At 71.2% G+C, this 23,264-nt stretch carries 18 protein-coding genes, 1 tRNA gene and 1 pseudogene; 7 read left to right on the top strand and 13 right to left on the bottom strand.

Annotated elements, in window-relative coordinates; all coding sequences use genetic code 11:
* Positions 1-83: 83 nt before the first annotated feature.
* The 4 genes from ACMA1D_RS21045 to ACMA1D_RS21030 all read right to left on the bottom strand — a co-directional run bounded on the left by ACMA1D_RS21045 (position 84) and on the right by ACMA1D_RS21030 (position 5,816).
* Positions 84-1,217, bottom strand: coding sequence for an aminopeptidase P family protein (locus ACMA1D_RS21045; protein ID WP_414725559.1), 1,134 nt, complete (start codon positions 1,215-1,217; stop codon positions 84-86).
* Between the two features lie 473 nt (positions 1,218-1,690).
* Positions 1,691-2,449: an IclR family transcriptional regulator gene (locus ACMA1D_RS21040; protein ID WP_349990232.1), complete on the bottom strand. Its 759-nt coding sequence runs from the start codon at positions 2,447-2,449 to the stop codon at positions 1,691-1,693.
* Positions 2,450-3,265: 816 nt separating this feature from the next.
* Positions 3,266-4,417, bottom strand: coding sequence for a response regulator transcription factor (locus tag ACMA1D_RS21035; RefSeq protein ID WP_414725558.1), 1,152 nt, complete (start codon positions 4,415-4,417; stop codon positions 3,266-3,268).
* 277 nt (positions 4,418-4,694) lie between these two features.
* The gene (locus ACMA1D_RS21030) at positions 4,695-5,816 is read right to left on the bottom strand and encodes a TrmB family transcriptional regulator sugar-binding domain-containing protein (RefSeq protein WP_414725557.1); all 1,122 of its coding nucleotides are present in this window, start codon (positions 5,814-5,816) and stop codon (positions 4,695-4,697) included.
* Between the two features lie 2,115 nt (positions 5,817-7,931).
* On the opposite strand from ACMA1D_RS21030, the gene crcB (ACMA1D_RS21025) reads away from it, so the two are divergent.
* Positions 7,932-8,510, top strand: a complete 579-nt coding sequence (gene crcB, locus ACMA1D_RS21025) for a fluoride efflux transporter CrcB (RefSeq protein WP_414725556.1) — start codon at positions 7,932-7,934, stop codon at positions 8,508-8,510.
* Positions 8,507-8,881 carry a fluoride efflux transporter CrcB gene (gene crcB / locus ACMA1D_RS21020; RefSeq protein WP_414725555.1) on the top strand — a complete coding sequence of 125 codons (375 nt, stop codon included), beginning with the start codon at positions 8,507-8,509 and terminating at the stop codon, positions 8,879-8,881. The genes crcB (ACMA1D_RS21025) and crcB (ACMA1D_RS21020) overlap by 4 nt, the downstream gene beginning before the upstream one ends.
* A gap of 244 nt (positions 8,882-9,125) precedes the next feature.
* On the opposite strand, the gene ACMA1D_RS21015 is transcribed toward crcB (ACMA1D_RS21020), so the two are convergent.
* From ACMA1D_RS21015 to ACMA1D_RS21005, 3 genes are all read right to left on the bottom strand, one after another.
* Entirely contained in the window at positions 9,126-10,046 is a 921-nt protein-coding gene (locus tag ACMA1D_RS21015) for a hypothetical protein (RefSeq protein ID WP_414725554.1), read from the bottom strand.
* Positions 10,047-10,647: 601 nt separating this feature from the next.
* A complete protein-coding gene (locus ACMA1D_RS21010; protein WP_414725553.1) occupies positions 10,648-11,055 on the bottom strand; it encodes a RidA family protein in 408 nt (135 codons plus the stop codon).
* Positions 11,056-11,542: 487 nt separating this feature from the next.
* Positions 11,543-12,457 (bottom strand): LysR family transcriptional regulator, encoded by a 915-nt coding sequence (locus ACMA1D_RS21005; RefSeq protein ID WP_414725552.1) that lies wholly within the window; start codon positions 12,455-12,457, stop codon positions 11,543-11,545.
* 209 nt (positions 12,458-12,666) lie between these two features.
* Between ACMA1D_RS21005 and ACMA1D_RS21000 the strand changes: the two genes are divergently transcribed.
* Complete coding sequence (locus ACMA1D_RS21000) at positions 12,667-13,857, top strand: YncE family protein (RefSeq protein WP_414725551.1); 1,191 nt, start codon at positions 12,667-12,669, stop codon at positions 13,855-13,857.
* A gap of 181 nt (positions 13,858-14,038) precedes the next feature.
* Here ACMA1D_RS21000 and ACMA1D_RS20995 read toward each other — a convergent pair whose 3' ends face one another.
* The 5 genes and pseudogenes from ACMA1D_RS20995 to ACMA1D_RS20975 all read right to left on the bottom strand — a co-directional run bounded on the left by ACMA1D_RS20995 (position 14,039) and on the right by ACMA1D_RS20975 (position 18,476).
* Positions 14,039-14,452 carry a hypothetical protein gene (locus ACMA1D_RS20995; protein ID WP_414725550.1) on the bottom strand — a complete coding sequence of 138 codons (414 nt, stop codon included), beginning with the start codon at positions 14,450-14,452 and terminating at the stop codon, positions 14,039-14,041.
* 1,060 nt (positions 14,453-15,512) lie between these two features.
* A complete protein-coding gene (locus ACMA1D_RS20990) occupies positions 15,513-16,691 on the bottom strand; it encodes a protein kinase family protein (RefSeq protein ID WP_414725549.1) in 1,179 nt (392 codons plus the stop codon).
* A 571-nt stretch (positions 16,692-17,262) separates the two neighbouring features.
* Positions 17,263-17,568, bottom strand: a complete 306-nt coding sequence (locus ACMA1D_RS20985; RefSeq protein WP_414725548.1) for a hypothetical protein — start codon at positions 17,566-17,568, stop codon at positions 17,263-17,265.
* 82 nt (positions 17,569-17,650) lie between these two features.
* A pseudogene (locus ACMA1D_RS20980) lies at positions 17,651-17,968 on the bottom strand (ATP-binding protein); the annotation flags it as partial.
* Positions 17,969-18,068: 100 nt separating this feature from the next.
* Complete coding sequence (locus tag ACMA1D_RS20975; RefSeq protein ID WP_187062379.1) at positions 18,069-18,476, bottom strand: NUDIX hydrolase; 408 nt, start codon at positions 18,474-18,476, stop codon at positions 18,069-18,071.
* Positions 18,477-18,583: 107 nt separating this feature from the next.
* Between ACMA1D_RS20975 and ACMA1D_RS20970 the strand changes: the two genes are divergently transcribed.
* Together ACMA1D_RS20970 and ACMA1D_RS20965 are read left to right on the top strand one after the other, a co-directional pair.
* Positions 18,584-19,372 carry a GntR family transcriptional regulator gene (locus tag ACMA1D_RS20970; protein ID WP_187062368.1) on the top strand — a complete coding sequence of 263 codons (789 nt, stop codon included), beginning with the start codon at positions 18,584-18,586 and terminating at the stop codon, positions 19,370-19,372.
* Positions 19,373-19,710: 338 nt separating this feature from the next.
* Complete coding sequence (locus tag ACMA1D_RS20965; protein WP_414725547.1) at positions 19,711-20,013, top strand: SpdD protein; 303 nt, start codon at positions 19,711-19,713, stop codon at positions 20,011-20,013.
* 354 nt (positions 20,014-20,367) lie between these two features.
* On the opposite strand, the gene ACMA1D_RS20960 is transcribed toward ACMA1D_RS20965, so the two are convergent.
* Positions 20,368-20,440: transfer RNA gene (locus ACMA1D_RS20960), tRNA-Thr, on the bottom strand.
* A gap of 667 nt (positions 20,441-21,107) precedes the next feature.
* On the opposite strand from ACMA1D_RS20960, the gene ACMA1D_RS20955 reads away from it, so the two are divergent.
* Together ACMA1D_RS20955 and ACMA1D_RS20950 are read left to right on the top strand one after the other, a co-directional pair.
* Positions 21,108-22,244, top strand: coding sequence for an ABC transporter ATP-binding protein (locus ACMA1D_RS20955; protein WP_414725546.1), 1,137 nt, complete (start codon positions 21,108-21,110; stop codon positions 22,242-22,244).
* 418 nt (positions 22,245-22,662) lie between these two features.
* A complete protein-coding gene (locus tag ACMA1D_RS20950) occupies positions 22,663-23,076 on the top strand; it encodes a hypothetical protein (RefSeq protein WP_414725545.1) in 414 nt (137 codons plus the stop codon).
* The last annotated feature ends 188 nt before the right edge of the window (positions 23,077-23,264 follow it).

Here is a 23,264-nt window from a genome sequence, read left to right as displayed (position 1 = left end):
CCCCCCCCCCCCCCCCCCCCCCCCCCCGCCCCGGCCCGGCTCAGCCCACGACGCCCAGCCCCGCCCAGGGCACCCGGCTCACCTCAGCTCACCACGCGCAGCTCGCGCGAGGTGTTGTTCAGCCGCCGGCCGCCGGTCTCCGTGCAGGTCACGATGTCCTCGATGCGGACGCCGAACCGGCCGCGCAGATAGATGCCGGGCTCGATCGAGAAGCACATGCCGGGCACCAGCGGCAGGTGTTCGCCCTCCACCATGTACGGCGGCTCGTGCGTGGTGACGCCGATGCCGTGCCCCACCCGGTGGATGAAGTACTCGCCGTAGCCGGCCTCGCTGATCACCCGGCGCGCCACCCGGTCGATCTCCTGGCAGGCCACCCCGGGCCGGACCGCCTCGAACGCCGCCTGCTGCGCCGCCCGCACCGTGTCGTGGACCTTGCGCTCCTCCGCCGTCGGCTCCCCGACGTGCACGGTGCGGGTGGTGTCGGAGCCGTAGCCGTCCTTGAGGCCGCCGAAGTCCATCACGACCATGTCGCCGTCCTCGATGACCCGCTCGCCGGCCGAGTGGTGCGGGCTCGCGCCGTTGGGCCCCGAGCCGACGATCGCGAAGTCCACCTGGCTGTGGCCGTGTTCGTGCAACAGCGCGGTCAGGTCGGCGGCGATGTCGCACTCGCGCCGCCCGGCGAAGCGCACCGTACAGATCGCCTCGTACGTGGCGTCCGCCGCCGCCCCGGCCGCCGCGAGGCGCTGCACCTCGTGCGCGTCCTTGACCGCGCGCAGCATCGGCAGCACCGCGGTGAGCGAGGCGTACGAGGTGTCCGGCAGGGTGCGCTGGAGGGCGAGCAGGTGCAGCGCCCAGGCGGAGTCGGCGATTCCGTAACGTCCCGTGGACGGCAGGAGTCTCGCCGCCGCCTCGTACGGATCGTCCCCGTCGGTCCAGCTCACCAGCTCGACCGCGCCGGCGCCGACGGCCGCCGCCGCGTCGGGCCGCTCAAGGGCGGGCACCAGCAGGCGCGGCTGTTGGTCGGGCGTGATGACGAGGGCGGTCAGCCGCTCGGTGACGGCGGTCACGTGGTAACCGCACAGATGGACCAGGTCGGGCCCCGGCGTGACGATCAGTCCGGCCAGGCCGGCGTCCAACGCGGTACGGCCGGCCCGGGCCATTCGGGCGGCGTAGTCCTCGCGGGTGATGGGCGCGGGCTGGTCAGCGGTGACGGCCATGGCTCTCCTCGGTGCGCGGGTGCAGGAAGTGACGGCAGGTGGCGAACGCCCTCAGCATCGCGCAGCCCGCCCCGTCCCGCGAGGTGGTTTACGCGCCCGCGTCGCCCCGCCCCACCCGGGCCGGACGGCCCTACGGAACCCCGCACCCGACCTCCCGCGGAAGACCGGGCCAACCTCCTACGGAAGACCGGCCCGAACCCTTGCGGAAGACCGCACCGGCTCCTCGTACGAATGGACCGAAGCACCGGCCCTGACCTCGCGCCGGACCCCGCTCCCCGTCACCACGGCCGGGCGCGCGCGGTCTCACGCGCCGTCACCACCGGCCGCTGGCCCAAGCGTCCGCCGCCGCGCCCCGCGCGGCGGCCCCGCCCCCCGACCCGCCGCACGCGCTGCGCACCACCACAGCGCCATGCGGTCCGGGCACCCCGGCACGGGCGCCCGTCGGGCCTACCCCGTCGAGCGGGGTCGGGTCCTCACTCGGGGAAGCCGCGCCCGATCCGTACCGCGGCGTCCACCAGTTCGTTCACGTGCATCCGGCCCGGGCTGCTCGGCATCCGGTTGCCCGGCCAGTACGCGGAGAGCGCGGCGACCACCCGGCCGCCCGGCCCGTACACCGGCGCGGCCACCTCAGCGCCCTCGCGCTTGCGGACGTCGATGCTCTGCGCCCAGCCCTGCCGGCGCACGCTGGAGAGCGTGGCGGCGGTGAACCGGGAGCCGCGCAACATCTCGTGCAGCACCTCGGGCTCCTCCCAGGCGAGCAACACCTGAGAGGTGGGGCCCGCGTTCATCGGGAAGGCCGCGCCGACGGGCACCGAGTCGTACGGTCCCGACGTGTCGTAGGAAGGGGCGGGTGCGGCGGCCACACAGATCCGCAGATTGCCCCGACGGCGGTAGAGCCTGGCGTTGGCCCCGGTCTGGTCGCGCAGTTCGGCCAGGACCGGATTGGCCACCGTCAACAGCCGGTCCTGGCACGCCTGGACGGCCATCAACCCCAGTCGCGGTCCCAGGATGAACCGCCCGTGCTTGTCTCTGGCCAGCAGGCGCAACCGTTCCAGCGCGAGCACCAGCCGGTGGGCCGTCGGGCGCTTGAGACCGGTGTCCGCCACCAACCTCGTTAACGAGGCAGGGCCGGCTTCCAGGACCCCCAGCAGCAGTGAGGCCTTGTCGAGGACACCGACCCCACTCAGCGGCTGCTCGGGGGCCAGTGTCTTCTCAGGACTTGTTGTCGTCATGCGTGTTTCTCCTCATCGGACCGGCCCCGCGGTGTGCCGGGACCGTCCACAACCACGGCTTCGTTGCGGATGTCGAGCGTAAACGGGCGGAGGTTCGACGGGACTGGGGGAAGACTGCCGAACCTCCGCCACCGCTGGCGCTCCGGGAGGAGTGGCCACCGGTGGGATTCATCATCCTTAGTTGGCGCGGATTCCAATTCCCACGGACATGTCTATCCGTCCGGCTCGAACACCCGCAATGACCACTACAGGAAGCTGCCAGCCGCACGTGGCACCCAGCAATTTTTTGTCTTTCGAATTTTTGACATGCGCTCAACCTTGGCGGGTGTTATCGGCAACGGGCGCTCTCCCCCACACTGCACCCGACCGCCTCCCCCACCGCAGCGGATCGTGTCATCCGCCGTCCCGCGCTACCCCCCTAATTCACCGCGCCCACCCCCATGCGGCGGGCCGCCGGCACCCCTGTGGCCCCGGCCCCTGCCCCCTGCGGCGCCGGCTGCGTGCCCGTATCCGCAGGCCCTCGCACCCGGCCGGCCCGCGGCCCGGAGCGCGCCGCCCCTATCACGGCGGGCGGCCGGACGCCTGGGAGTCGGCCAAGCCCGAGGGGGCGTCGGCCCGCCGGTTCCCGCGGTGCGGCCGGCCCTGATGCGGATCGCGCGGGGCCGGTCGCCGGCGGACGCCCGCGGCAACTGCGCACCGCGCGGGCCCGGGTGCGGGGCGCGGCCGACGCTGCCGGAGGTGCGGTTCGCGGCGTTCCTGTGGGAACTGTACGAGGCGGCGCCCGGTGCCCTCGCACCGGCCGGGCCTGACGGCCGGTCATCGGCCGTCGACCGGGGCCGCGGGCAGCAGGCCGAGTTCGGCGGCCCGCACCCCGGCCTGGAACCGGGAGTCCGCGCCGAGCAGCGACATCATCTCGGCGACGTAGCGCCGGTAGGTGCGGACCGAGACGGACAGTTCGCGGGCGGCCACCTCGTCCGTCACGCCGAGCCGCATCCACTCCAGGATCTGCCGGAGCATCTCCTTCCGGCCCTGGTCGCTGCTGTCCGGGCGCTCGCCGGCGGCCAGCGACTTGCGCCAGATGCCGACGAACAGGGTGCGCAGCGTCGCGATCACGCCCGGATCGCGGATGGTCGAGGCCCGGCGGCCGGCCGCGGCGTCCGCGCAGACCAGCGCCGCCCTGCCGTCCACCACCACGGCCGCGAGCAGCGGCATCCTTGCCACCCTCACCTCCAGCGGGACCGGCCCCCCGCAGTGCCGCTGCACGAACTGCCGGTCGAGCGCACCCTGCGCGCACAACAGACGGGTGCGTACGGGCCGTTGTGCTGCGCCGTGCGCTGCGTTGTGTCCGGCGCCGTGGCCTGCTCCGTGTCCGGTGCCATGCCCTGCGCCGTGGCCCGCGCCGCGTGCGGGTGCGGCGGGCGCGTCCGGCGCGGGCTGCGTCTGCGGGTACGGAGTCCCTGCGTACGGGGCTGCCGCCGGCTGTGTCTGCGCGTACGGGTCCTGCGCGTAGGGAGCCGCTCCGGACGGGGCATCGGATTCGGCCACGGCCTGCGGGGCGGTGGTGCCGCCCGGCGCGTCGTCCCCGGCGCCCTCCGCCGTGCCGTCCTGCGCTCCGTCCGGGCGGGACGCAGCCGCCCTGGCCGCGCCGCCGGTGGCCCGTACGGCCTGCTCCGAGAGCCAGTCGTCCAGTGCCGAATAGAGCACCTGGGCAGGTCCGGAATCGGCGGCGAGGACCACGTCGACGCTCTCCCGCGCCTCGCCGAACAGCTTCTTCGCGGTCGCCAGAATGTCATTCTCCTGGCAGCCGATCGTCGCCACCCAGGAATTGCGGGACTGCCGGTCCCGATGCTTCATGACGGTGGATTCCACCAGTGCCCGCACCGCGAGCAGTTCCTGCGCTATATCGTCCCCGGCCGGCTGGTGACCAGCGCCGACCTTAGCGGGTACGAATTCTCTCAACTCATTCACCCCCGTGAATTTCACCCAATGACCGCCATCCGTCGCATGCGGCCACGACGCGCGTCGCGGCGACCGTCAACAGATTTCGGCCCGGGCATTTCTCCTGCCTATCCCGGTGCCGGCGCCCAAGCGGGCCGGCAGCGCCGGGCGGGCGGCGCGGGCCCGTGCTCCGGCGGCCGGACGCCGCGCGCCGGCCGCGCCCCGTGGATCGGCCGCGCCCCACAGGTCGACCGCGCGCCGCGCGCCCACCGCACGCCGCCGGTCGGCCGGCCGCCCCCGCCGCGTCTCATGCCGGGCCGAGCAGGCCGAGTTCGTAGGCCCGGACGCCCGCCTGGAAGCGGGAGTTGGCGCCCACCTCCCGCATGATCGCGGCGACGTGCCGGCGGTAGGTGCGCAGCGAGACCTGGATCTCGCGGGCCGCCACGTCGTCGGTGCGGCCGGCCCGCAGCCGGTCCAGGATCTTGCGTACGGAGTCGGTGCGCAGCCGGTCGGCGAGGCGCAGGTGCTCCCCGATGGGCATCGCGGTGCGCCACGCGGCGGCGAACATCAGGTCGAGGACGCGCACCGAAGCGGGGTCCTCCACCACCGACGCGTACCGCCCCGGGTGGCCGGGTCCCGCGTGTACGAAGGCGGTCTGACCGTCCACGATCACCCCGCCCTGGAGGTCACCGGTCTCCACCCGCACCTCGTGCCCGGCCAGCCCGCGGCGCACCGCGGTGGCCAGCCCCGGCGTCTCCAGGGCCTGGGCCGCACAGAGCACGCGGACGGCGACGCCCCGGTTGCCGGCGGCGGCGAGCTGCTCCAGGAGCGGGGCCAGCGACTGCGCCTGCTCGGGCACGCCGGAGACGATGACGCTCACGCCGTGCCTGGCCTGCGCGATCAACTGGTGCACGGTGCGCCGGGCGGCCGGGCCGTCGTCGGCGACCACGACGGCGGCCGGCTGCTCGGCGGTGCGCCGGTGCAGCGTGACGGCCGACTCGATCAACTCGCACACCTGCCGCAGCGCGTGCTCCACCGCGTCCGGGTCACCGCAGGTGGCGGCGGTCTCGTCGCCGCCCGGCTCCGGTCCGGCGTACGCGCCACCGGCCGGCGTCGGCCCGGGGTACGCACCGGCCGCGCCGCCCCGCAGCGCCCCGCTCATCCCGTCGAAGCCGCGCGCGGCCCCGCGCCCACCGGCCCGCCGGGCATCGCCGTGGTAGCGGGCGCCGGGGGAGGATCGGACTGAGTACGGGTTGGCGGGGTAGGGGTCGGCGGCGTACGGGTCGGCGCCCCGGGGCGCACCTGCCTCCCCCGCGCGCGGGTCGTACGAGCGCGGGCCCGCCGGGCGCGGCTCCACCGAACGGATCTCGGGGCCGCGCGGATCGGCCCAGGCCAGGCCCGCCCAGGCGCCGTCGGCCTGCCCCGTCACGCCCCGGGCAGCGGGCGCCGACCGGTCGACGAACTCCAGCGGTGCCGCCTCCGTCCGCCGCGGCAGGTCGGCCGGGTGCGCGTACGCGGCCCCGGCGGCCTCCCGCTGCGCGGCGCTCGCCGCGCGCCGGCCGTCGGTCCGACCCTCCGGTCGGGCGCCCGTCCGGCCGCGCGCCCCGCGCCCGGGCTGTGCGGGAGCCCCGGTACCGGCGGACCGGGGAGCTGCGGTGCCGGCGGATCGAGGAGCCGCGGGCCCGGCGGGCGTCGCCGCCGCACCCGGCCCGGGCGCGGCGGGCACCCGCGGGCCGCCCCCCGTGGCGGTCCGCGCGTCCCACCGCGCCGCCGTCCCCCGTCCCCCGGCCAGGCTGGCCCGCCCGTCGCCCAGGCGGCTCAGCCCATCGGCCGCAGGACCGTCAGGCCGGCCATTCGACACGGTCTTCTCCGGGCCGTCAGATGCGGCACCGCGCAGGTCATCCGGCGCACCGGCCGTTACGGTCACTGCGCCACCGGAAGGGGAATCCACGGAATCACATCGGGTATTGCGCGCGGAATACGACCCGGGCGCCGGCCGCTTATCCGCGATATCTGCGTTATCCACGGACGAATACGAGCGGTCTTCCCGCCCGGGCGCCGCGGCCCCGTCCCGCGCCGGGCCCGCCGCGCCGCCGGACCGGTGCGGGCGAGCGCCGGTCAGCACCGCGCGCATCGGCCCGCCGAGCGGGTCGGGCACCGGCTGCGCCGGCGGCTTCGCGGCCAACGGGGCGGTTATGTCTGAGTTCGAGTGGGTTGGTGGACTCGTCGGTGGGCTCGTATCCGTGCTCTGTGCCATCGTCGCCAGTTCTGCCATGACTCCCCCATGCGATGCGCGGCGCAGCCCTCCCGAACACGTCGAGAACGCTTCGAACACACAGTTGGATCACATCAGTCGCGGTGTCAGAAGATTGGGATGATTGAAAATGCAATTACGGGCTGGACGATCTCGATCCGACACCACGTCCATCTGCGCGCCACTCGTTCTTCACCCATGAACTCCGCCATGAGTCGGCTTCCTATTGCGGCCCGAAAACCCGACCACTTCATCGCGAGATTAGTTCGCTGGCTGCGACCCAGTCAACGCGCACCAAAAGGCAAAGAAAAAGCAAAGGCGCCGCTGTGTACCGGGTCCGTCACGAGGTTGCTCCGGCGGCGCAACGCGCATGTCAGGAAGCTGCCCCGTACGTCCGAAACGTGCGCCCACCGACCCCGCTCCGTCGACTCAGCGCACGCGACCGACCACGCCCCGCGAACCATGCCGGGAGAACTGTCCGCTTGTGGACAGCCGCACCGCTGGATTGGCAAGTGTGTGTCAGTTACGGAATCCCTACACGCCCTCGTCCGACACGCCCTGGTGCCGATGGCTCAGATCCGCCGGTACGGCCCGCAACGACGGGCCCGCGCACCGTCCACCACCTGCGGCGCGACCCCACCCGCCGGAACGCCGGCGGCCAGCACACTTGCCACCCCGTCCGCACGGCCCGACGAGTCCGCGCAGGCCAAGACGCCCACGGCAGGCCGGCAGATGTTCGCCCGCCCGCCACCCCCGGGTCACCCCGGCCCGCGCCCCACGGCACCGCATCACCCGCCCCACCGCCCTCCCCACCCGGCGAACCCCCGCCCGGAACCGCCCTCCCGTACGCCACCGGACGGCCCCTGCCTGCGCCACCCCCGGGCCGGCCCGGGGTCCGTCCCCCGTACGACCGATACGCCCCCGCGCCGACGCGCCCGTACGCCGCCCCGTCCGTACGCCACTACGCCAACCGCGCCACGCACACCCACCACGCACGCCCGCGGGCCTGCCGAGCACCCGCCACGGGCCCGCCGCCGCGCGGCGCCCCGGGCGCTGCGGCCCACTCCGGCGACACCGCCCCAGCCGGCCACAAGCCACACCCGGCCGCGCCCGGCCCGCACCCGCGGCCCGGCCCGCACCCGCGGCCCGCCCCGCCGACGCCGCTCCCGACACCCGCCCCGCCGGAGCACCCCGGCACCCCACCGCTCCGGCCGACCAGGCAACCTAGCCGAATCGAGCGGGGCCGCCGGCCGGCCCCGCAGTGCCAAGACCGACGCGTAGGAGAGGCCCGTGCCCGCCCCCGAACCCGCCGGCCCCGCACCGGGCCCGCCACCCCACGACAACCAACCGACACCCCAGTCACCCCAGCCACCCCCGCCGCCCCAAGCCACCCCCACCCCGCACGGTGCGCAGTCGGCCACCGAGCCGCCCCCGCTGCCCCCCTTCCTACGGCGTCCGCGGCGCGGCACGAAGGGTGAGGTGCTAGCGGTGGTCGCCGCCGGCGGGGCGCTCGGGGCCAGTGCCCGGTACGGGGCGGGGTTGCTGTGGCCCACCGAGCCGGACGCCTTCCCGTGGACCACGTTCGGCATCAACGTCATCGGTTGCGCGCTGATCGGCGTCTTCCTCGTCGTGCTCCAGGCTGCGCGGCAGGCGCCGCCGCTGGTCAGACCGTTCGTCGCCACCGGCGTGCTCGGCGGCTTCACCACCTTCTCCACGTACGCGGTGGACGTCGAACGCCTCGTCCACGACGGCCGGGCCGGCACCGCCGTCGGCTACCTCCTGCTCACCCCGCTGACCGCGCTGACCGCCGTCTGGGGCGCGGTGGCCGCCACCGATCGAGTGCTGGCCGGACGGCGGGCCGCGACATGACCTGGCTGCTCGTGATCATCGGCGCCGCGGTGGGCGCCCCGCTGCGCTACCTGACCGACCAACAACTGCGGGCCCGCTACGACACGGCCATCCCCTGGGGAACGTTCCTGGTCAACGTGGTGGGCAGCCTGCTGCTCGGGCTGCTCGCCGGCGCCTCGCTGGCCGGCGCGGACGGCTCCCGCGTACAGGCGCTGCTCGGCACCGGCCTGTGCGGCGCGCTCACCACGTACTCCACCTTCTCCTACGAGACGCTGCGGCTCGCCGAGACCAGGCACCGGTGGTTCGCCGCCGGCTACGTCGCGAGCACGCTGCTGGCCGGCCTCGGCGCGGCCTTCGCCGGCGCGGCACTGGGGCGCGCGCTATGGGGCTGAGCACCGCCGCACGCACCGCCCCGCCCCGGCGTGCGGCGGCACGGAGGCGGGGGCGGGGCAGTGCGGTTCGCGCGGACCGCGCAGGTCACGCGGGTCATACGGGCTCCGGAGGCCACACGGGCCAGGTACGCCCCGAAGGTCACCCGGGCCATCCGAGCCCCGAAGGCCACTCGGGCCCCGCGGGCATCACGGGCACTACGGGCCTCACCATCCACACGGTTCGCGCGGCCCCCTGGACCGGGCCCTAGCTGGGCGAGGCGCCGCCCTCCCCCACGAAGTCCGCCAGCGGGAAGGCCGCCACGTGCGCGGCGGGCCGCGACACGTACAACTGCGCGTGGTAGTAGCCCGCCTCTTCCTTGCCTCGCGGATCGGCGCCGGCCGCCGTCACCGCGGCGAGCGCGTGCCGGCGCTCGGCGTCGTTGGCGAAGCGCCGCTGGACGAAGGTGCGTTCAGGGCCAGCCGTCTCGGTGACGAGACCGAGCCCGCGCAGGGCCGCCGCGATCGGCTCGTACGCCACCCCGCGCAGCGCGAACGCCGCCAGCCACACCGCACCACCCGCGGCCCCGACCAACTGGGCCACGGTGCGGCTGGTCACGTAGCCGATGCCGCCGGTGACCGTGATCAGCCCGGCCCCCGCGACGGCCCGGCGCAGCTCCGGGCTGGGGTCGGCGAGCTCCAGGTTCTCGCTGAACGCCGCATCGAGCAGCCCCACCCGCTCGGCGTACGAGACCGCGCGCCCCGCCGCGTCGAGACCCACCACCGTCACCGCTTCCGGAAGTCTCCGCTCCGCGTAGAACTCCCGGTCGCTGTCGATCAGTTGCTCCGCGCTCAGCCGCTCGACCCGCGGGTCGGTGTAGCGCTCGTACAGCTCGTCGAGGGTCACCTTGTGGTTGAGCAGCGCGGCGTTGATCCCGTACGAGCAGCACACGTCGACCACGGTCGGCGGGCGCTCGGCGGGCTGCCCCGCGGGCCGCTCGCCGGAGGCTCCGGCCAGCGCCCGGGCGGCCAGCAGTTGCCGAAAGACCTCTTGTGCGTGCTGGGGAATCTGGTACGCGAGTGGCCGCAGCGTACGGAAGTACCCACGGGGATCAGGCAGGTCATAGATGTCGTCAAACCGGGCCTTGCCGTGCAGTCCGTGATCGGTATTCGCTCGTGTACGGGGCATGGCACCTCATCTCTCACCCTCGGCAGGCAGCTCCCACCCGCTTCATGGCTAGTGCCTGACGCCAGGCGTGGGAACAGCGCCTTGAGGGTTTCGGCCAGCCGCGTCCCTTGCCCGTACGCAAAGAACGCCACACCCACGCCCCTCACACCCCCGCGCCCCCGCCGCACTCCCACCCACCACCGCCACCGCCGACGACCAGCACGGACGACACACCCTCCGCGACCCCCCACGCCCTCCCCACCCCAGCGGCCCCCCACCCTTCACCCGACACCACCCCACCCTGAGCGAAACGACGTGACTTCGCCCCTCGGACGGGGGTAGGAATGCCCCTCCAAGGCCCTTCAAGAGCCTGGAATATGAAGGGCTTTGCCTGAGATAAGCATGGATTCTCGGGTTGCGTACGAGGATTTCCCTTTACGTCGCGACACACCCACCCCTCCCGCGCCACCGGCCGACCGCCCCGTTGCCCCAGCAACCGGCGTCCCGACACCCCGCGACACCCGACAACCGGCCCGCCCATCAACCGAGCAACCCTACGGTCGGACGCCCCCCACGAGCCGACCACTCAACCCACCCGACCCACCCAACCCACCCCGTTCACTCAGTCCACCACCGCGGCCACGGCCTCGATCTCCACCAACTGATCGTCATAGCCGAGCACAGTGACCCCGAACAGCGTGCTCGGCACGTCGTGCGCGCCGAACCCGTCCCTGACCACCTGCCAGGCGGCCACCAGGTCGGCCTGCTGCTGCGAGGCGACGAGCACCCGGGTGCTGATCACGTCCGTCAGCGTCGCCCCCGCATCCGCCAGCGCGGTCCGCAGGTTCGCCAGCGCCTGCGCGGCCTGCCCCGCGTAGTCGCCCACGGCCGCCGTACTGCCGTCGGCGAGCAGCGGGCACGCCCCGGCCAGGAAGATCAACCGCGCCTCGGCGGGCGCGGTGGCGGCGTACGCGTACTCGGCGACGCCGGACAGGGAAGCGGAACGGATGAGCGTAACGGCACGGGCCACGACGTACTCCTGATCAAACGGTACGGGGCACGCCGGTCGAGAGCCGAAGCGGAACGGGCCGGCCGACACGGAAGGGGCCCGCAAGCGCGGAGGGGTGCCCGACACGGAAGGGGCGCCCGTCCACAAGCCCCGCGCGCGGGCGCCGCCCACGGTACGTCCGAGCGCGCCGGGCAGGAAGGGGTTCCCGGCGCGCCCCACCACGAGGTCCACCCGGGGCGGACGCGGCGGCCCGTCCCGACGGGCCCCGCAACACGGGCCGGCCGGACGGCGAGTGGCGTTGCGGTGCGCCACCAGCGCGCTCGACGCGGCGCACGGACAGCGGGCACGACACGACGTACGAACGGAAGGACAACTGCCGGCAGCCTGCCACGCCCACCCACGCCGAAGCGAACGAGTTTTCCCACCCGCTCCCCCGCTGCCTCCGCACCACACGCCGCATCCTCAATACCCTTATGCAGCAAGCCCGTTGATGGCGCCCGGCGCTTCCTCATCCCCCTTCCGGCGCGGCCTCCCCCAGGACGGGCACGGCGGTCTCCCTGACCCGGGCGCGGAACCAGCGGTGCGCATGGTCGGCCGCGTTCCTCGGGTGCCAGGCCATCCCGATCTCCACCGGCGGCAGGTCGAGCGGCAGCGGAAACGTCCGCAACCCCAGCGCCGCGGTGGTCTCGGGGAGCCAGCCGGCGAGCGTGATCGACACCAGGTCGCTGTTCCGGACCAGCATCATGGCGCTGGTGTGGCTGGGTACGACGACGGCCACCCGGCGCCGCAGGCCCTGCCGGGCGAGCGCAGCGTCGATCGGCCCGTGCCGCTTGCCCAGCCGGGAGACCCCGATGTGGTCGACCGCGGCGAACCGACGCGCGTCGATCGGCCCGTCGAACAGCGGATGCCCCGCCCGCGCCACAGCCAGCACCGAAGCCCGCCCGAGCGCCTCGGTCCTGGTCTCCGGATCGAGGTGCCCCAGCACGCCGAGCTCCAGATCGGCCACCCCCTGCCGCAGCGCCGGCCCACCCTCCAGCGCCTCCGCCAGGAACACCACGTCCACCTGCGGCGCCTCGGCCTGCACCCGGTCGGACAACGGCCCGGCGAGCCCGGTCAGCAACAGGTCCCCGGTCTGCACGGTGAACGTCCGCTGCAAGCCCGCCACGTCGAACCCGGCCGACGCCCGGAACAGCGCGTCCGACCGGCGCACCAGCGCACTCACCTCGTCCCGCAACTCCAGCGCCCGAGGCGTGGGAACCATCGCCTGACCTGCTCGTACGAGCAGCGGATCGCCGGCGGCCCGACGCAGCTTGGCGAGCATCCGGCTGGCAGCGGCCGGCGAGGTGCCGAGCCGCTCGGCGGCCCGGGTCACGCTGTTCTCCTGCAACAGCACGTCCAGCGCCCGCAACAGGTTCAGGTCCACGCCGACCCCTCCGCTCCCTCTCGGCCCGGCCGTTGCACCGGCCGGTACGCACACCGCTGCCACACCAGCGGGACGCCCACATCCCCATCGGCGCGATTCCACTCAGCGCAACAATACGATGCCCATCTTTGCATTGCTGACAACTGGGCCCGCCGCCGAGAGTGGAGGCGTCCGCAACCGGGCGGCAGACCACCTCATGGGAGTTCTTCGTGCAACACCAGTCCCCGCGCGCCGAGTTGGCCGGCGACGTGCTGGCCGTCGTCAGCCAGAGCGGCCCCACCGTGTCCTTCTTCGACGCCGCAACCGACCGCCTCCTGGACACCGTGGAGGTGCTGGCCGAGCCGCACGAGCTGTGCTTCGACCCCACCCAGCGCCTGCTGTGGTGCAGCAGCGCGTACCACTCGGGCTACTACCACGCACACAGCGGCCAGCGCACCGAACTCACCGTCATCGACGCCGACACCCGACGCGTGGTGGAGGTCATCGACCTCGCCCCCGAACACGGCCCGCACGGCCTCGCGTTGGACGCCGCACGCGGCCGGCTCTACGTCAGCGTCGAGGGCTCGGCCGACCGCCCCGGCGGCGTGGTGGTGATCGACACCGCGACGCGCCGCCCCATCGGCCGCATCGACACCGAGGCCCCCGGACCGCACTGGTTCATCATCGACCCCACCGGCACGAAGGGTTACGCCAGCAACAAGGAAGCGCCCTACGTCTCCGTGGTCGACCTCGAACGCGGCGTCCTGACCAGCAAGGTGGAGGTCCCCGGCAGCGAGGGCATCGCCTGCGCGGCCGACGGCTCCCAGGTCTTCGTCGCCGCCCCCTACGCGGCCTTCACCACCCAGGCCACACCCCCCGAGTCCCGCCCCGCAACCGGCATCCGCGTCATCGACACCCACACGGACACCATCACCGCCACCCTCCCCACCGACCACGTCGTCCTCCCGGTCCACACGACGGGTACGGCGGGCACGAGGGCGGGCGCGAGCGCGGGTACGGGTACGGGTACGGGTACGGGTACGGGTAACGGCGCCGGTGCGAGCACGGGCGCCGGCGTGGGCACGGACACGGGCGCTGCCACCACCTCCGCAGGAAAACTCCTGGTAGGAGAGCTGCGCATGGCCCCCGACCCGAATTCCCCGCTGGGCCGCCACGCCCCGGGCCGACTCACCGTCTTCGCGACCGACACCCACGAACGCCTCGGCAGCATCGAGGTCGGCGCGGCCCCGCTGACCATCACGTCCTCACCCGACGGCCGCATCGGCTACGTGTCCTGCGTGTCCTCGTCCACCGTCGAGATCGTGGACCTGGACACCCTGCGCCACCTGGCCACCCTCCAGATCCCGAAGCGCAGCGACCCGGGCGCCCACGGCCTGGCCTACCTCCCCGCCAGGCCGTAACCCCCGGCCAGCCACCCCCAGCCAACGCCACGAAACATCGCAAACGAGGGCGCGTGCGGCACCCACCGGGTCCCGCACGCGCCCTCGCACTCACACACTCCCCCGCCCCCTCACGGCACCCGGCCCACCGCACCCACCCGGCACGGCCGACACCGCAAGAAACGCGAGGAATCCTTCAACGTCAGCAGGTGGCGGCCGGCGTCTCGAACGTCTGCTGCCCCTCGACCTTGATCAGCCCGACGTACTTACGACCGCACGGGTAGCTCATGTTCCAGGTGCTGTTGGCCCGCTCGCCCTTGCTGATGGTCTTCGTGGGCCCGTACGTGGTGCTGCTGGACCGGAACCCGAGCTTCGCCTTGATCGTGGAGCCACCCTTCTTGGTGTAGAACACCTCGATCCGCTGCGGGCTCGTGTTCAGCGAGATGCAGAGCTGCCCGTTGCTCATGCTGGTGCACTTCACCCGGTCACTACCGGAAGCCACGGACGGCGCGGACTCCACCGACCCACTCTTGTCGGCCGCGATGGCCGGCCCGGCGAGCAGCGAACCGCCGGCAGCGAGACAAGCAGCGATGGACAGCGTGATACGACGACGCATGAGGTCGTTCCCCCAGATCAATATCAGCCAAGATCAACGCCGAGAGGCTACCCACATCCAAAAGAGATTTCCACCTTGTAAACACGCTTGACGTGCATCTTCCCCCTCCCCACCCACCCCCAAGCCCCCCACGCCACCACCCCAACCCACCCCAATTCCAGCCGCCCAAAAGCCCGTTACCCCCCTCTCCAACCCCACACCCACCCCCACCTCCGCCCAACTCCCGCCCGCCGCAACCCACATCCCCACAACAGGACATCCCACCCACCTCCCACCCAGCCGCCCCACCCACACCTTCCGGACGAACACCGCAGAGCTCGCGTACACCTGCGGAACTCATGCGAAATCACAGGGCCCCACGAAAACGGCGAAGCGAAAGCGGACCTCATGCGAGCCGGACCGACCCACCTCGCGACCTCAACCCGGCCCTCCGCACGATGTGACGTCGACTGCTGCGCCACCACCCGCCACACATCCGCCCCGGGCGAGCAAGCATCCACGACAGCGCCCAAAGCACCGACGCCGACCGAGAGGCCGCGGCCGACGGAACACATCCACACCGCCACGCCCAGGGGCCACCGCCCAACACCAAACGCCCCGGGCCACCTCAGGGTCCGGGGCGTTCGTGCAGCTCATCGACATGGCCACACACAGAGCCGACTGTCGGGTTCGAACCGACGACCTTCGCTTTACAAGTTCAATCCGGGCCCGGCACGGTGGGGCATCGCCTCGCGCACTGGCGCCGTACCTGGCCGCTGGGTGTCGCTGCTGTGCGTGCCCGTTGATGTCACCGTTGGATGTCAGCGGAACAGGCCCGGAACCGGGCAGAGCTCCAATGGTTCGTCCGGCCGGCCTGACCAGCGCCAACAGATATGCTGATCGGCACACCGCCACAGCGACTGGCAAGTTCACCGGCCGTCGTCCTCCCATTTGACGAGGAGTGCATCGACCAGTTTGTCAGCCACACCAGTCAGGCGACGACGGAGGCTGCCTACCGGAAGCAGCTTTGGCCGGGTTAGACACTCAGATGCCGTCACAGGCGTTAAGTAGGTATCAGATGTCAAGCTGGCGCGTCCGTAGTGGTCGCAGTCGCTTCCAGTTCCTCAACGTCGCCGATTAGTTCACGCACGCTCTGGTACCTGTCAGCAACATCATGTGCTGTACATTTCCGCACGATCCGACTCGGCGTATTTGCTTGAGACATCAGGGCTTCTCTGCCGGTGAATATGTAGGAAAGCACCCATCCGATCGCATAGATTTCATTGCAAACGTCGTATTCTTTGAAGCTGACCAGCAGGGGGTCCCGGATCGTTCCGCGCATCTCGGTCTTCGTCCGGGTGTATTCCGAGTTCCTGTCTTTTACGAGACCGAAGTCTGAGAGCTTCACGAGAACGGCGCCGCCATCGAAGGTCTTCACCAGGACGTTTTGTAGGCTTACGTCGCGATGGAGGAGGCCCTTGCTGTGGATATAATTTATGCCGTACAAGAATTGAAGCGCAATTCTCTTCCGCGAGGAGAACGGTAGTTGATCATTGCGCCTCTTGATGTAGTTCCGAAGCGTGGATTCACAGAACTCCATTTTATATTCGTTTCGATCTTCGTCGAATTGAAACACCTGGACGATATAAGGGAAGCTCAGTTCTTTGAGGATCTCGAACTCTTTCCGGAATCGATAAAGGTCGCGTTCCCCTAGGTTCTTGTTGGCGCGCTTAAGTGCGAATTTTATACCATAGTCAGCGTCGGTAAATGAGAAGACCTTCGCGTACGAACCCTCGCCGATCAACTGCAACTGATTGCGTTCTGCGGACTTCTTGAGTCTGATCTCAGTGTCTGGGCGAGAAAAAACCGGCGCGTATTTGATGATTTCGATCTGCTCAAAGTAATCCGGAACGGTACTGCCCCCGCTACGCACCAGCCACGATTGGCAACTCTTCATAGCGACCGTGTAGGACCGCGCCAAGTGTACTTCTAGACCGGCATGCTCAAGAGAGTGGAGAAAATCATTCACTTCTCTGGCCAGTGCGAGCATTTGTCTACTGTTCTCGGCCCAGTAATGCTTGGTCGTCTCAGCCCTGTCGTTTATGGACTCGAAATGCCCGTTCAGTCGCTCGTGGAGGCTAGCGAAAGCGCGACCAAAGCGCGCGTCGCTCACGTAAAGACGCAGGAATGCATTAGAAACATTCATGTCCGCGTACCTCTGTGAGAGGTCGGCCAACATCAACTCGGTCGGGTCAGCCAATTCTCTAGTCCTATCCTCTGCCTGTATTCGGTGGTTACGTGAAACGTGGGCGATTATTCCTGTGAGCCTTCTCGATTTCGCTATTCAGTCAGGCTAAGGGGTGACGGGGTGAGAATCCAGGAATTGCCATGCGGAGTGGCCCGCCCACCACTCCCCCTAGCTCCCATCCCGTCCGCCGTCGACCCACACATCGTGGAGCGGGCGCGGTGCCGGGCGTCCAGGTGGAGCGCGCCACTGTACGAACGACCTGGACGCCCGGTGCCGTGTCTGCTCGGCTCTGCCTGGGTCGGCGGTGGACGGGATGGGAGCTCCCCACGCGCGCCACAACGCGCCCGCACTCGGCGACGGCGCCCCCTCCCCCCGGTGCCGGCCGATCCCCCGCCGGAGGCATCGTTCTGACCGTGGTGGCTCCGGGGGCGGGACTCGCCTCGCGGGGTTCGGCTCATCCATGCACGCGCGGCACGGACACCGGCCGCCCCAGAGCGGGCGGAGACAGGAGCGCAGGCCCGGCCGGGGGCCGGGCCGCGTGCGGGGAGCGGAGCGAGCCGCCTTGAACCTGTAGAGAAGGTTGTCACTCATCCTCCCCCGGCTCGCGCTGGCGCGCGGCGCGTTCGCGCTCGATGGCGGCCAGGATGCTCTGCGTACCGCGCAGTTGGGCCTGGAGCCGGTTCAGCACGTCCTCGCGAGCGGAGCGGATCAGGTGGTCGGTGGATGACCGGTCTTCGACGCTCCCGGCCGGGGTCCAGAACGTCTCGTGGCTGTGGTTGCGGACGATGTCCTGGCAGGTGCGGATGACCCAGTTCATCGTGGTGGTGAGTTCGTAGCGGTGGCGCTGGTCCCGGTCGCCGTCGTCGTTCGGGGTGGGCTGCGTCGTCACCGGGTCGCCTCGCGCGCGTCATGGGTGCGCGGTCATCCTCGTGCTCGCCCAACGTCGGGGTGGCCAGCTCGGCGGTGACGGTGCGGCCGTACGCGTTGCCGGTGACGTGGAGGCGGTGGGCCAGGATCGTGACGATCTCCAGACCACGGCCGCGAGTGGCGCCTGCTGTCGCCCCCGCGCGGTGGGGGGCCGTGATGCTGCCGGCGTCGGTGACCGAGATGCTGATCCCCGCGCGCGAGAGTGTGAGCGTGATGTGGAAGACGCCGAGGTGGGAGCCGCTGTCGGTGTGGGTGAGGGCGTTGGTGGTCAGTTCGCTGACGATCAGTTCGGCGTCGGCGAGGCGGGGATGGTCGCTCAGGATCTCGCGGGTCCACTGACGGGCGCGGGGGATCTCCTCCACGGAACCCCCGCAGATACGGCCCCACACTCACGGTTCACTCATATACTCGTCCATACGAGTTCCTCCATGCTGGTAGGCGGCCATGTGCGGTGGGTTCGTGCTAGACGAGTCGTACGCCGTCGTGGGCGCGGATGGCTGGCGGGGAAGCGTTGTCGAGTGCGTCGAGGACGCGGATCGCGTACGCCTCGTCGGCCAGCTCGGAGACCTCTTCGCGGGTGGCCCAGCGCAGCGCCCGGGTCTCCGCTCCGGTGGTCGGGGTGCCGTCGATCGCCTCGCACCGGAAGACCAGGGAAACGATCAGCCCGGTCATGTTCTTGTAGACGCCGGTCAGGGTCGCCGGAAGCGCGATCTTGATGCCGGTTTCTTCGAGGACTTCGCGTTGCAGTGCGTCGGAGATCGTTTCTTCGCGTTCGAGCACGCCGCCGGGCGGTTCCCACTTACCGTTGTCCCGCCGCTTGATCAGCAGGGCTCGCCCCGCGTCGTCCACGATGACGCCGGCGACGCTCACGGAGTGCGGGCGGTCAGTGCTCACGTTGCTCTGCCCTCTCGGCTGACTAGGCTCTCCACCGTAACAACACGGGTCAGCCGCTCGTCTAGATACCTAAAGGAGTACGCATGCCTCCTCTCGCCTCGGGCCTCCTGGGCGCGCTGGACCCGACCAGCGACCGCGCAGTCTTCCGCCAGATCGCCGACCAGCTCCGCGAAGCGATCGACAAGGGCCGCTTCCGGGAGGGCGACAAGCTGCCGTCGGAGACGGAACTGGTGGACCACTTCGGGGTCTCGCGAATGACCGTCCGCAACGCGCTGTCGCTGTTGCAGCAGGAGGGGCTGGCCGTGTCCGAGCACGGCAAGGGCGTCTTCGTGCGGCCCCGGCCCCCGGTGCGGCGGCTGGCTTCCGACCGGTTCGCGCGGCGCCACCGCGAGCAGGGCAAGTCGGCGTTCACGGTGGAGGCGGAAGCCGCGGGCAGTCGCCCCGAGGTGGACGGCCTGGAGGTGAAGGAGGAACGGCCCTCGCCCGACATCTCCGCCCGGCTCGGCTCGCCCCGCAAGGTCCTGGCCCGTCGCCGTCGCTATCTGCTCGATGGCCGGCCGGTGGAGTTCGCCACTTCTTACCTGCCGCTGGACCTGGCCCGCAACACCCCTATCGCCCAGCCCAACCCCGGCCCCGGCGGCATCTACGCCCGGCTGGAGGAGATGGGCCACCGCCTCGACCACTTCGACGAGGAGATCCGCGCCCGCATGCCCACCCCGGCCGAGGTGCGCACCCTCCGACTGGCCTCCGGCGTTCCCGTCATCCACCTCGTGCGGACCGCGTACGACGCCGACGGGCGCGCGGTGGAGGTGTGCGACACCGTGATGGCCGCCGACGCCTACGTGTTGGCCTATCAACTTCCCGCGACCTGACGCGCGTTGGTCGCCCGCGGCCCCCGTCGCCTTCTCCTGACTCGTACACCCGATCACACATACTCGTATAGACGAGTGGGCAAGTCGTGTGGCACAGTGAATGCCGGGCTCGCCATCGAGGGGTTCGCGTCCCACCACTCGACAGAGGGCCAAATGCCCGTGCTCGCACGGAGAGAAGACGGGCGAGTTCCACGCAAACGCAAGTCGAAACGGCTGACCCCACGCCCTTCCCGCTCCAAGCACCCGCTCCAAACGCACCGCCACGGACGGGTACTCAATCCGATATGGGCGTCAACAACGGCTAACACAACTAGACGAGTAGTTGAGAGGCGATCTTCATGTTCCGTCCGAAGTACCCGCCCCTTCCCACACTCCCCACCACGCAGATACCCAGCCGTCTCACCAACTCCCGCGACACCCCGGCTGGTTGCTTCTGCCAGTACCCCGCCGCACCGCGGCTGTCCGCGCGCCGTATCGCGCCCTCGCTCGGAGCCGGCGCCGGAGCGGTGGCCGCCGTGGTGACCGTCGGAATCGTGCTGACCGCGCTGCTGGCCGCCGTCGCCGTCGCGGCCATGTCCGTGACCCTGGCCACCGTCGTCATCCGCACCCTGCTCACCGGCCAACACCGCTGCCGCCGCTGAACTCCACCTGCCCCACGGCTGCCGAGGTCCCCCAATACCGCCAAGCATCCGGCGCCCCGGCGGCCAACGCCCTGACGAGCAAAGCCGCAAGACAGGAGGAGCCACCATCGACGCCCGCGCCACCCGCCACCCGGGCGGGGCGGGCACCATCACCAAGTCCGAGGAGGGCCGCTACCAGGTCGCCGCGTACGCCCCCAACGAGACGGCACACGTACCCGGAAGTTCGCGTCCGGCGAGACCTGGGCCGAGTGTGACGCCAAACGCCGGGAACCAACCCTCACCAAACACCAAACGCCCCGGACCCACCTCAGGGTCCGGGGCGTTCGTGCAGCTCATCGACATGGCCACACACAGAGCCGACTGTCGGGTTCGAACCGACGACCTTCGCTTTACAAGAGCGGTGCTCTACCAGCTGAGCTAAGTCGGCGTGTCCCCAGCAGTGTACCCACGCCCACGGAGTGCCCCGGTCGAATATTTCGTCGATCCGACGATCCGGCCGCTTCCCGCGCGGGCAACGGCGCGAACCGCTCGTACGAGCCCACCGCCACCCGCTCGGCCGCCCCTCCAACAGCCCCGCCCCACCCACCAACAGCCCACCCACACCCCACCACCCCGCAGCCTCCCCGCAACCCACCACCAGCCGCCACAAAACCACCGCCACAGCCACCCCAACCCACCCGCCACGCCCCACCAAGCCACACCGAACCGCCCCCACCCCACCCAAGCCCACCGGCCCGCCACCCAAGCAACCCTCAGCCCGGCACCCCAGCCACCCCTCACCCTCCGCAACCCACCCCACCCCCGCCCCCACTCCCACCCACTCCCCAAGCCAGCCCCAACAGCCGGCGCGACCCGCACCACCCACCAGCCCAGCGAGCCCACCGAAAACCGCCCCACCCCGCCCCGTCACCTCCCCACCCCCGGGAATTTTCGAGGGCGTCTGCTACTGACAGGAAGGCGCTGGCCAGGTACGGTCACGGCAAGTCTGGTCAGTGGACTAGACCCCTTCCTCCGCCGTCGTGGGTGTGAGGGAGGTTCCGCTCGACCTTTACTCGGATCGTCCGGCACGTTCCTGCCGGTGAAGGGAATGCACCATGGCTACCGTCACGTACGACAAGGCGACCCGGATCTACCCGGGCTCCGAGAAGCCCGCCGTCGACCAGTTGGACATCGCGATCGAGGACGGCGAGTTCCTCGTCCTCGTCGGGCCCTCCGGCTGTGGCAAGTCCACCTCGCTCCGCATGCTCGCGGGGCTCGAAGACGTCAACGGCGGCGCCATCCGCATCGGCGACCGCGACGTCACCCACCTGCCGCCGAAGGACCGGGACATCGCCATGGTGTTCCAGAACTACGCGCTCTACCCGCACATGACCGTCGCCGACAACATGGGCTTCGCCCTGAAGATCGCCGGCGTCAGCAAGAGCGAGATCCGGCAGAAGGTCGAGGACGCGGCGAAGATCCTGGACCTCACCGAGTACCTGGGCCGCAAGCCCAAGGCGCTCTCCGGTGGTCAGCGCCAGCGTGTCGCGATGGGCCGGGCCATCGTCCGGGAGCCGCAGGTCTTCCTCATGGACGAGCCGCTGTCCAACCTCGACGCCAAGCTCCGCGTCCAGACCCGTACCCAGATCGCCAGCCTCCAGCGGCGCCTCGGCATCACCACCGTGTACGTCACCCACGACCAGGTCGAGGCCATGACCATGGGCGACCGGGTCGCGGTGCTCAAGGACGGGCTGCTCCAGCAGGTGGACTCGCCGCGCAACATGTACGACCGCCCGGCCAACCTCTTCGTCGCCGGCTTCATCGGCTCCCCCGCCATGAACCTGGTGGAGGTGCCGATCACCGACGGCGGCGTCAAGTTCGGCAACAGCGTCGTCCCGGTCAACCGCGAGGCGCTGGCCGCCGCGGCCGACAAGGGCGACAAGACGGTCACCGTCGGCGTCCGCCCGGAGCACTTCGACGTCGTCGAGCAGAACGGCGAAGCCGCCAAGTCGCTCAGCAAGGAGTCCAGCAACGCCCCGGCCGGCCTCGCCGTCACCGTCAACGTAGTGGAGGAGCTCGGCGCCGACGGCTACGTCTACGGCACCGCCGAGGTCGGCGGCTCGCTCAAGGACCTCGTCGTCCGCGTGGGCGGGCGTCACGTGCCGCAGAAGGGCGCCGTCCTGCACGTCGTACCGCGGCCGGGCGAGACCCACGTGTTCGCCACCTCCAGCGGCGAGCGCCTCAGCGACTGACCCCGGGCACGCCGCTCCGGTAGCTCCGCGACACACAGCCCCGGCGGCCCGGCACCAACCGGCCCGCCGGGCACCGGCCCACCGCGCGCCCGTACCCGTACCCGTACGAGCAGTTCCCGCCCCGTACTCGCGCCAAGCAACCCGTAACACCCCCGTACGAGCGGATTCCGCGGCGAGGGGCACGGGAAGGGCGCATCGTAGGGCAGATCGGGACAGTAGGGCACGAGCAGGGACGGTCGACGACGCCGCGCACCCGCCCTCGGCGGTGGGTGCGCGGCGTCGCCGTGGTGAAATATCGGACACAGCGGCCATTTCGAGCCGTGTGCGTCAACCCTCAATCCGCATGCGGGTGCCAACTCGTCCCTCAACAGGGTGACTAAATGTCGCCAAATCATCACTGCTCGCTACGATCGCGGGCATGAACCAGGCCGCCCGCCGTATCGGCAGAACCCTCGCCTTCGTCCTTCCCGTCGTGCTCGTCCTCTCCGGCACCCTCGCGGTCACCGCCGTGCCGTGGGCCGGTAAGTCCGGGGACTCGGTGCTCAGCGCCTCCGCCCGGAACGCCTCAAGCCAGGCCGGCCGCCCCGCGCACGAGGTGCTGCGCGACCAACTCCTCGCCGAACAGCAGGAGAAGGACCCCGGTGCCGCCCTCACCCAACTCCAAGAGGCGATCACCGAACGTCCCTCGCTGGCCCGGCACTGTGCGTCCATCGCCCGCGCCCTCGGCCGCGCCGCGGTCACCAAGTACGGCGGCGCCGCGCACCGCGCGCAGGCCTTCTCCCGCCCCGTCTGCGACACCTCCTTCGCCTCCGGCGTCGCCCAGGCCAACTGACCCGGCGCAGCCCGGGTCGAGCAGCTCCCGCATCTGGTCGGCGCCCGCGCCGGCCAGCACCTATCGTGCGGTCATGACCCACGACCCCATCCGTCCTACGACCCCTGCCGGCCCGGCCGCGTCCCACGCGCCCTCGGCGTCCACCGGGCCCGCACGCGCCACCGCGGCGGACGCCCGCTCGGTGCCGC

Origin of the sequence: Streptomyces sp. 796.1 (genome assembly GCF_047525675.1) — a bacterium.
Taxonomy (GTDB): domain Bacteria; phylum Actinomycetota; class Actinomycetes; order Streptomycetales; family Streptomycetaceae; genus Streptomyces.
The sequence above is the reverse complement of the archived record's forward strand: the minus strand, read 5'-3'. Positions and strand labels throughout refer to the sequence as shown.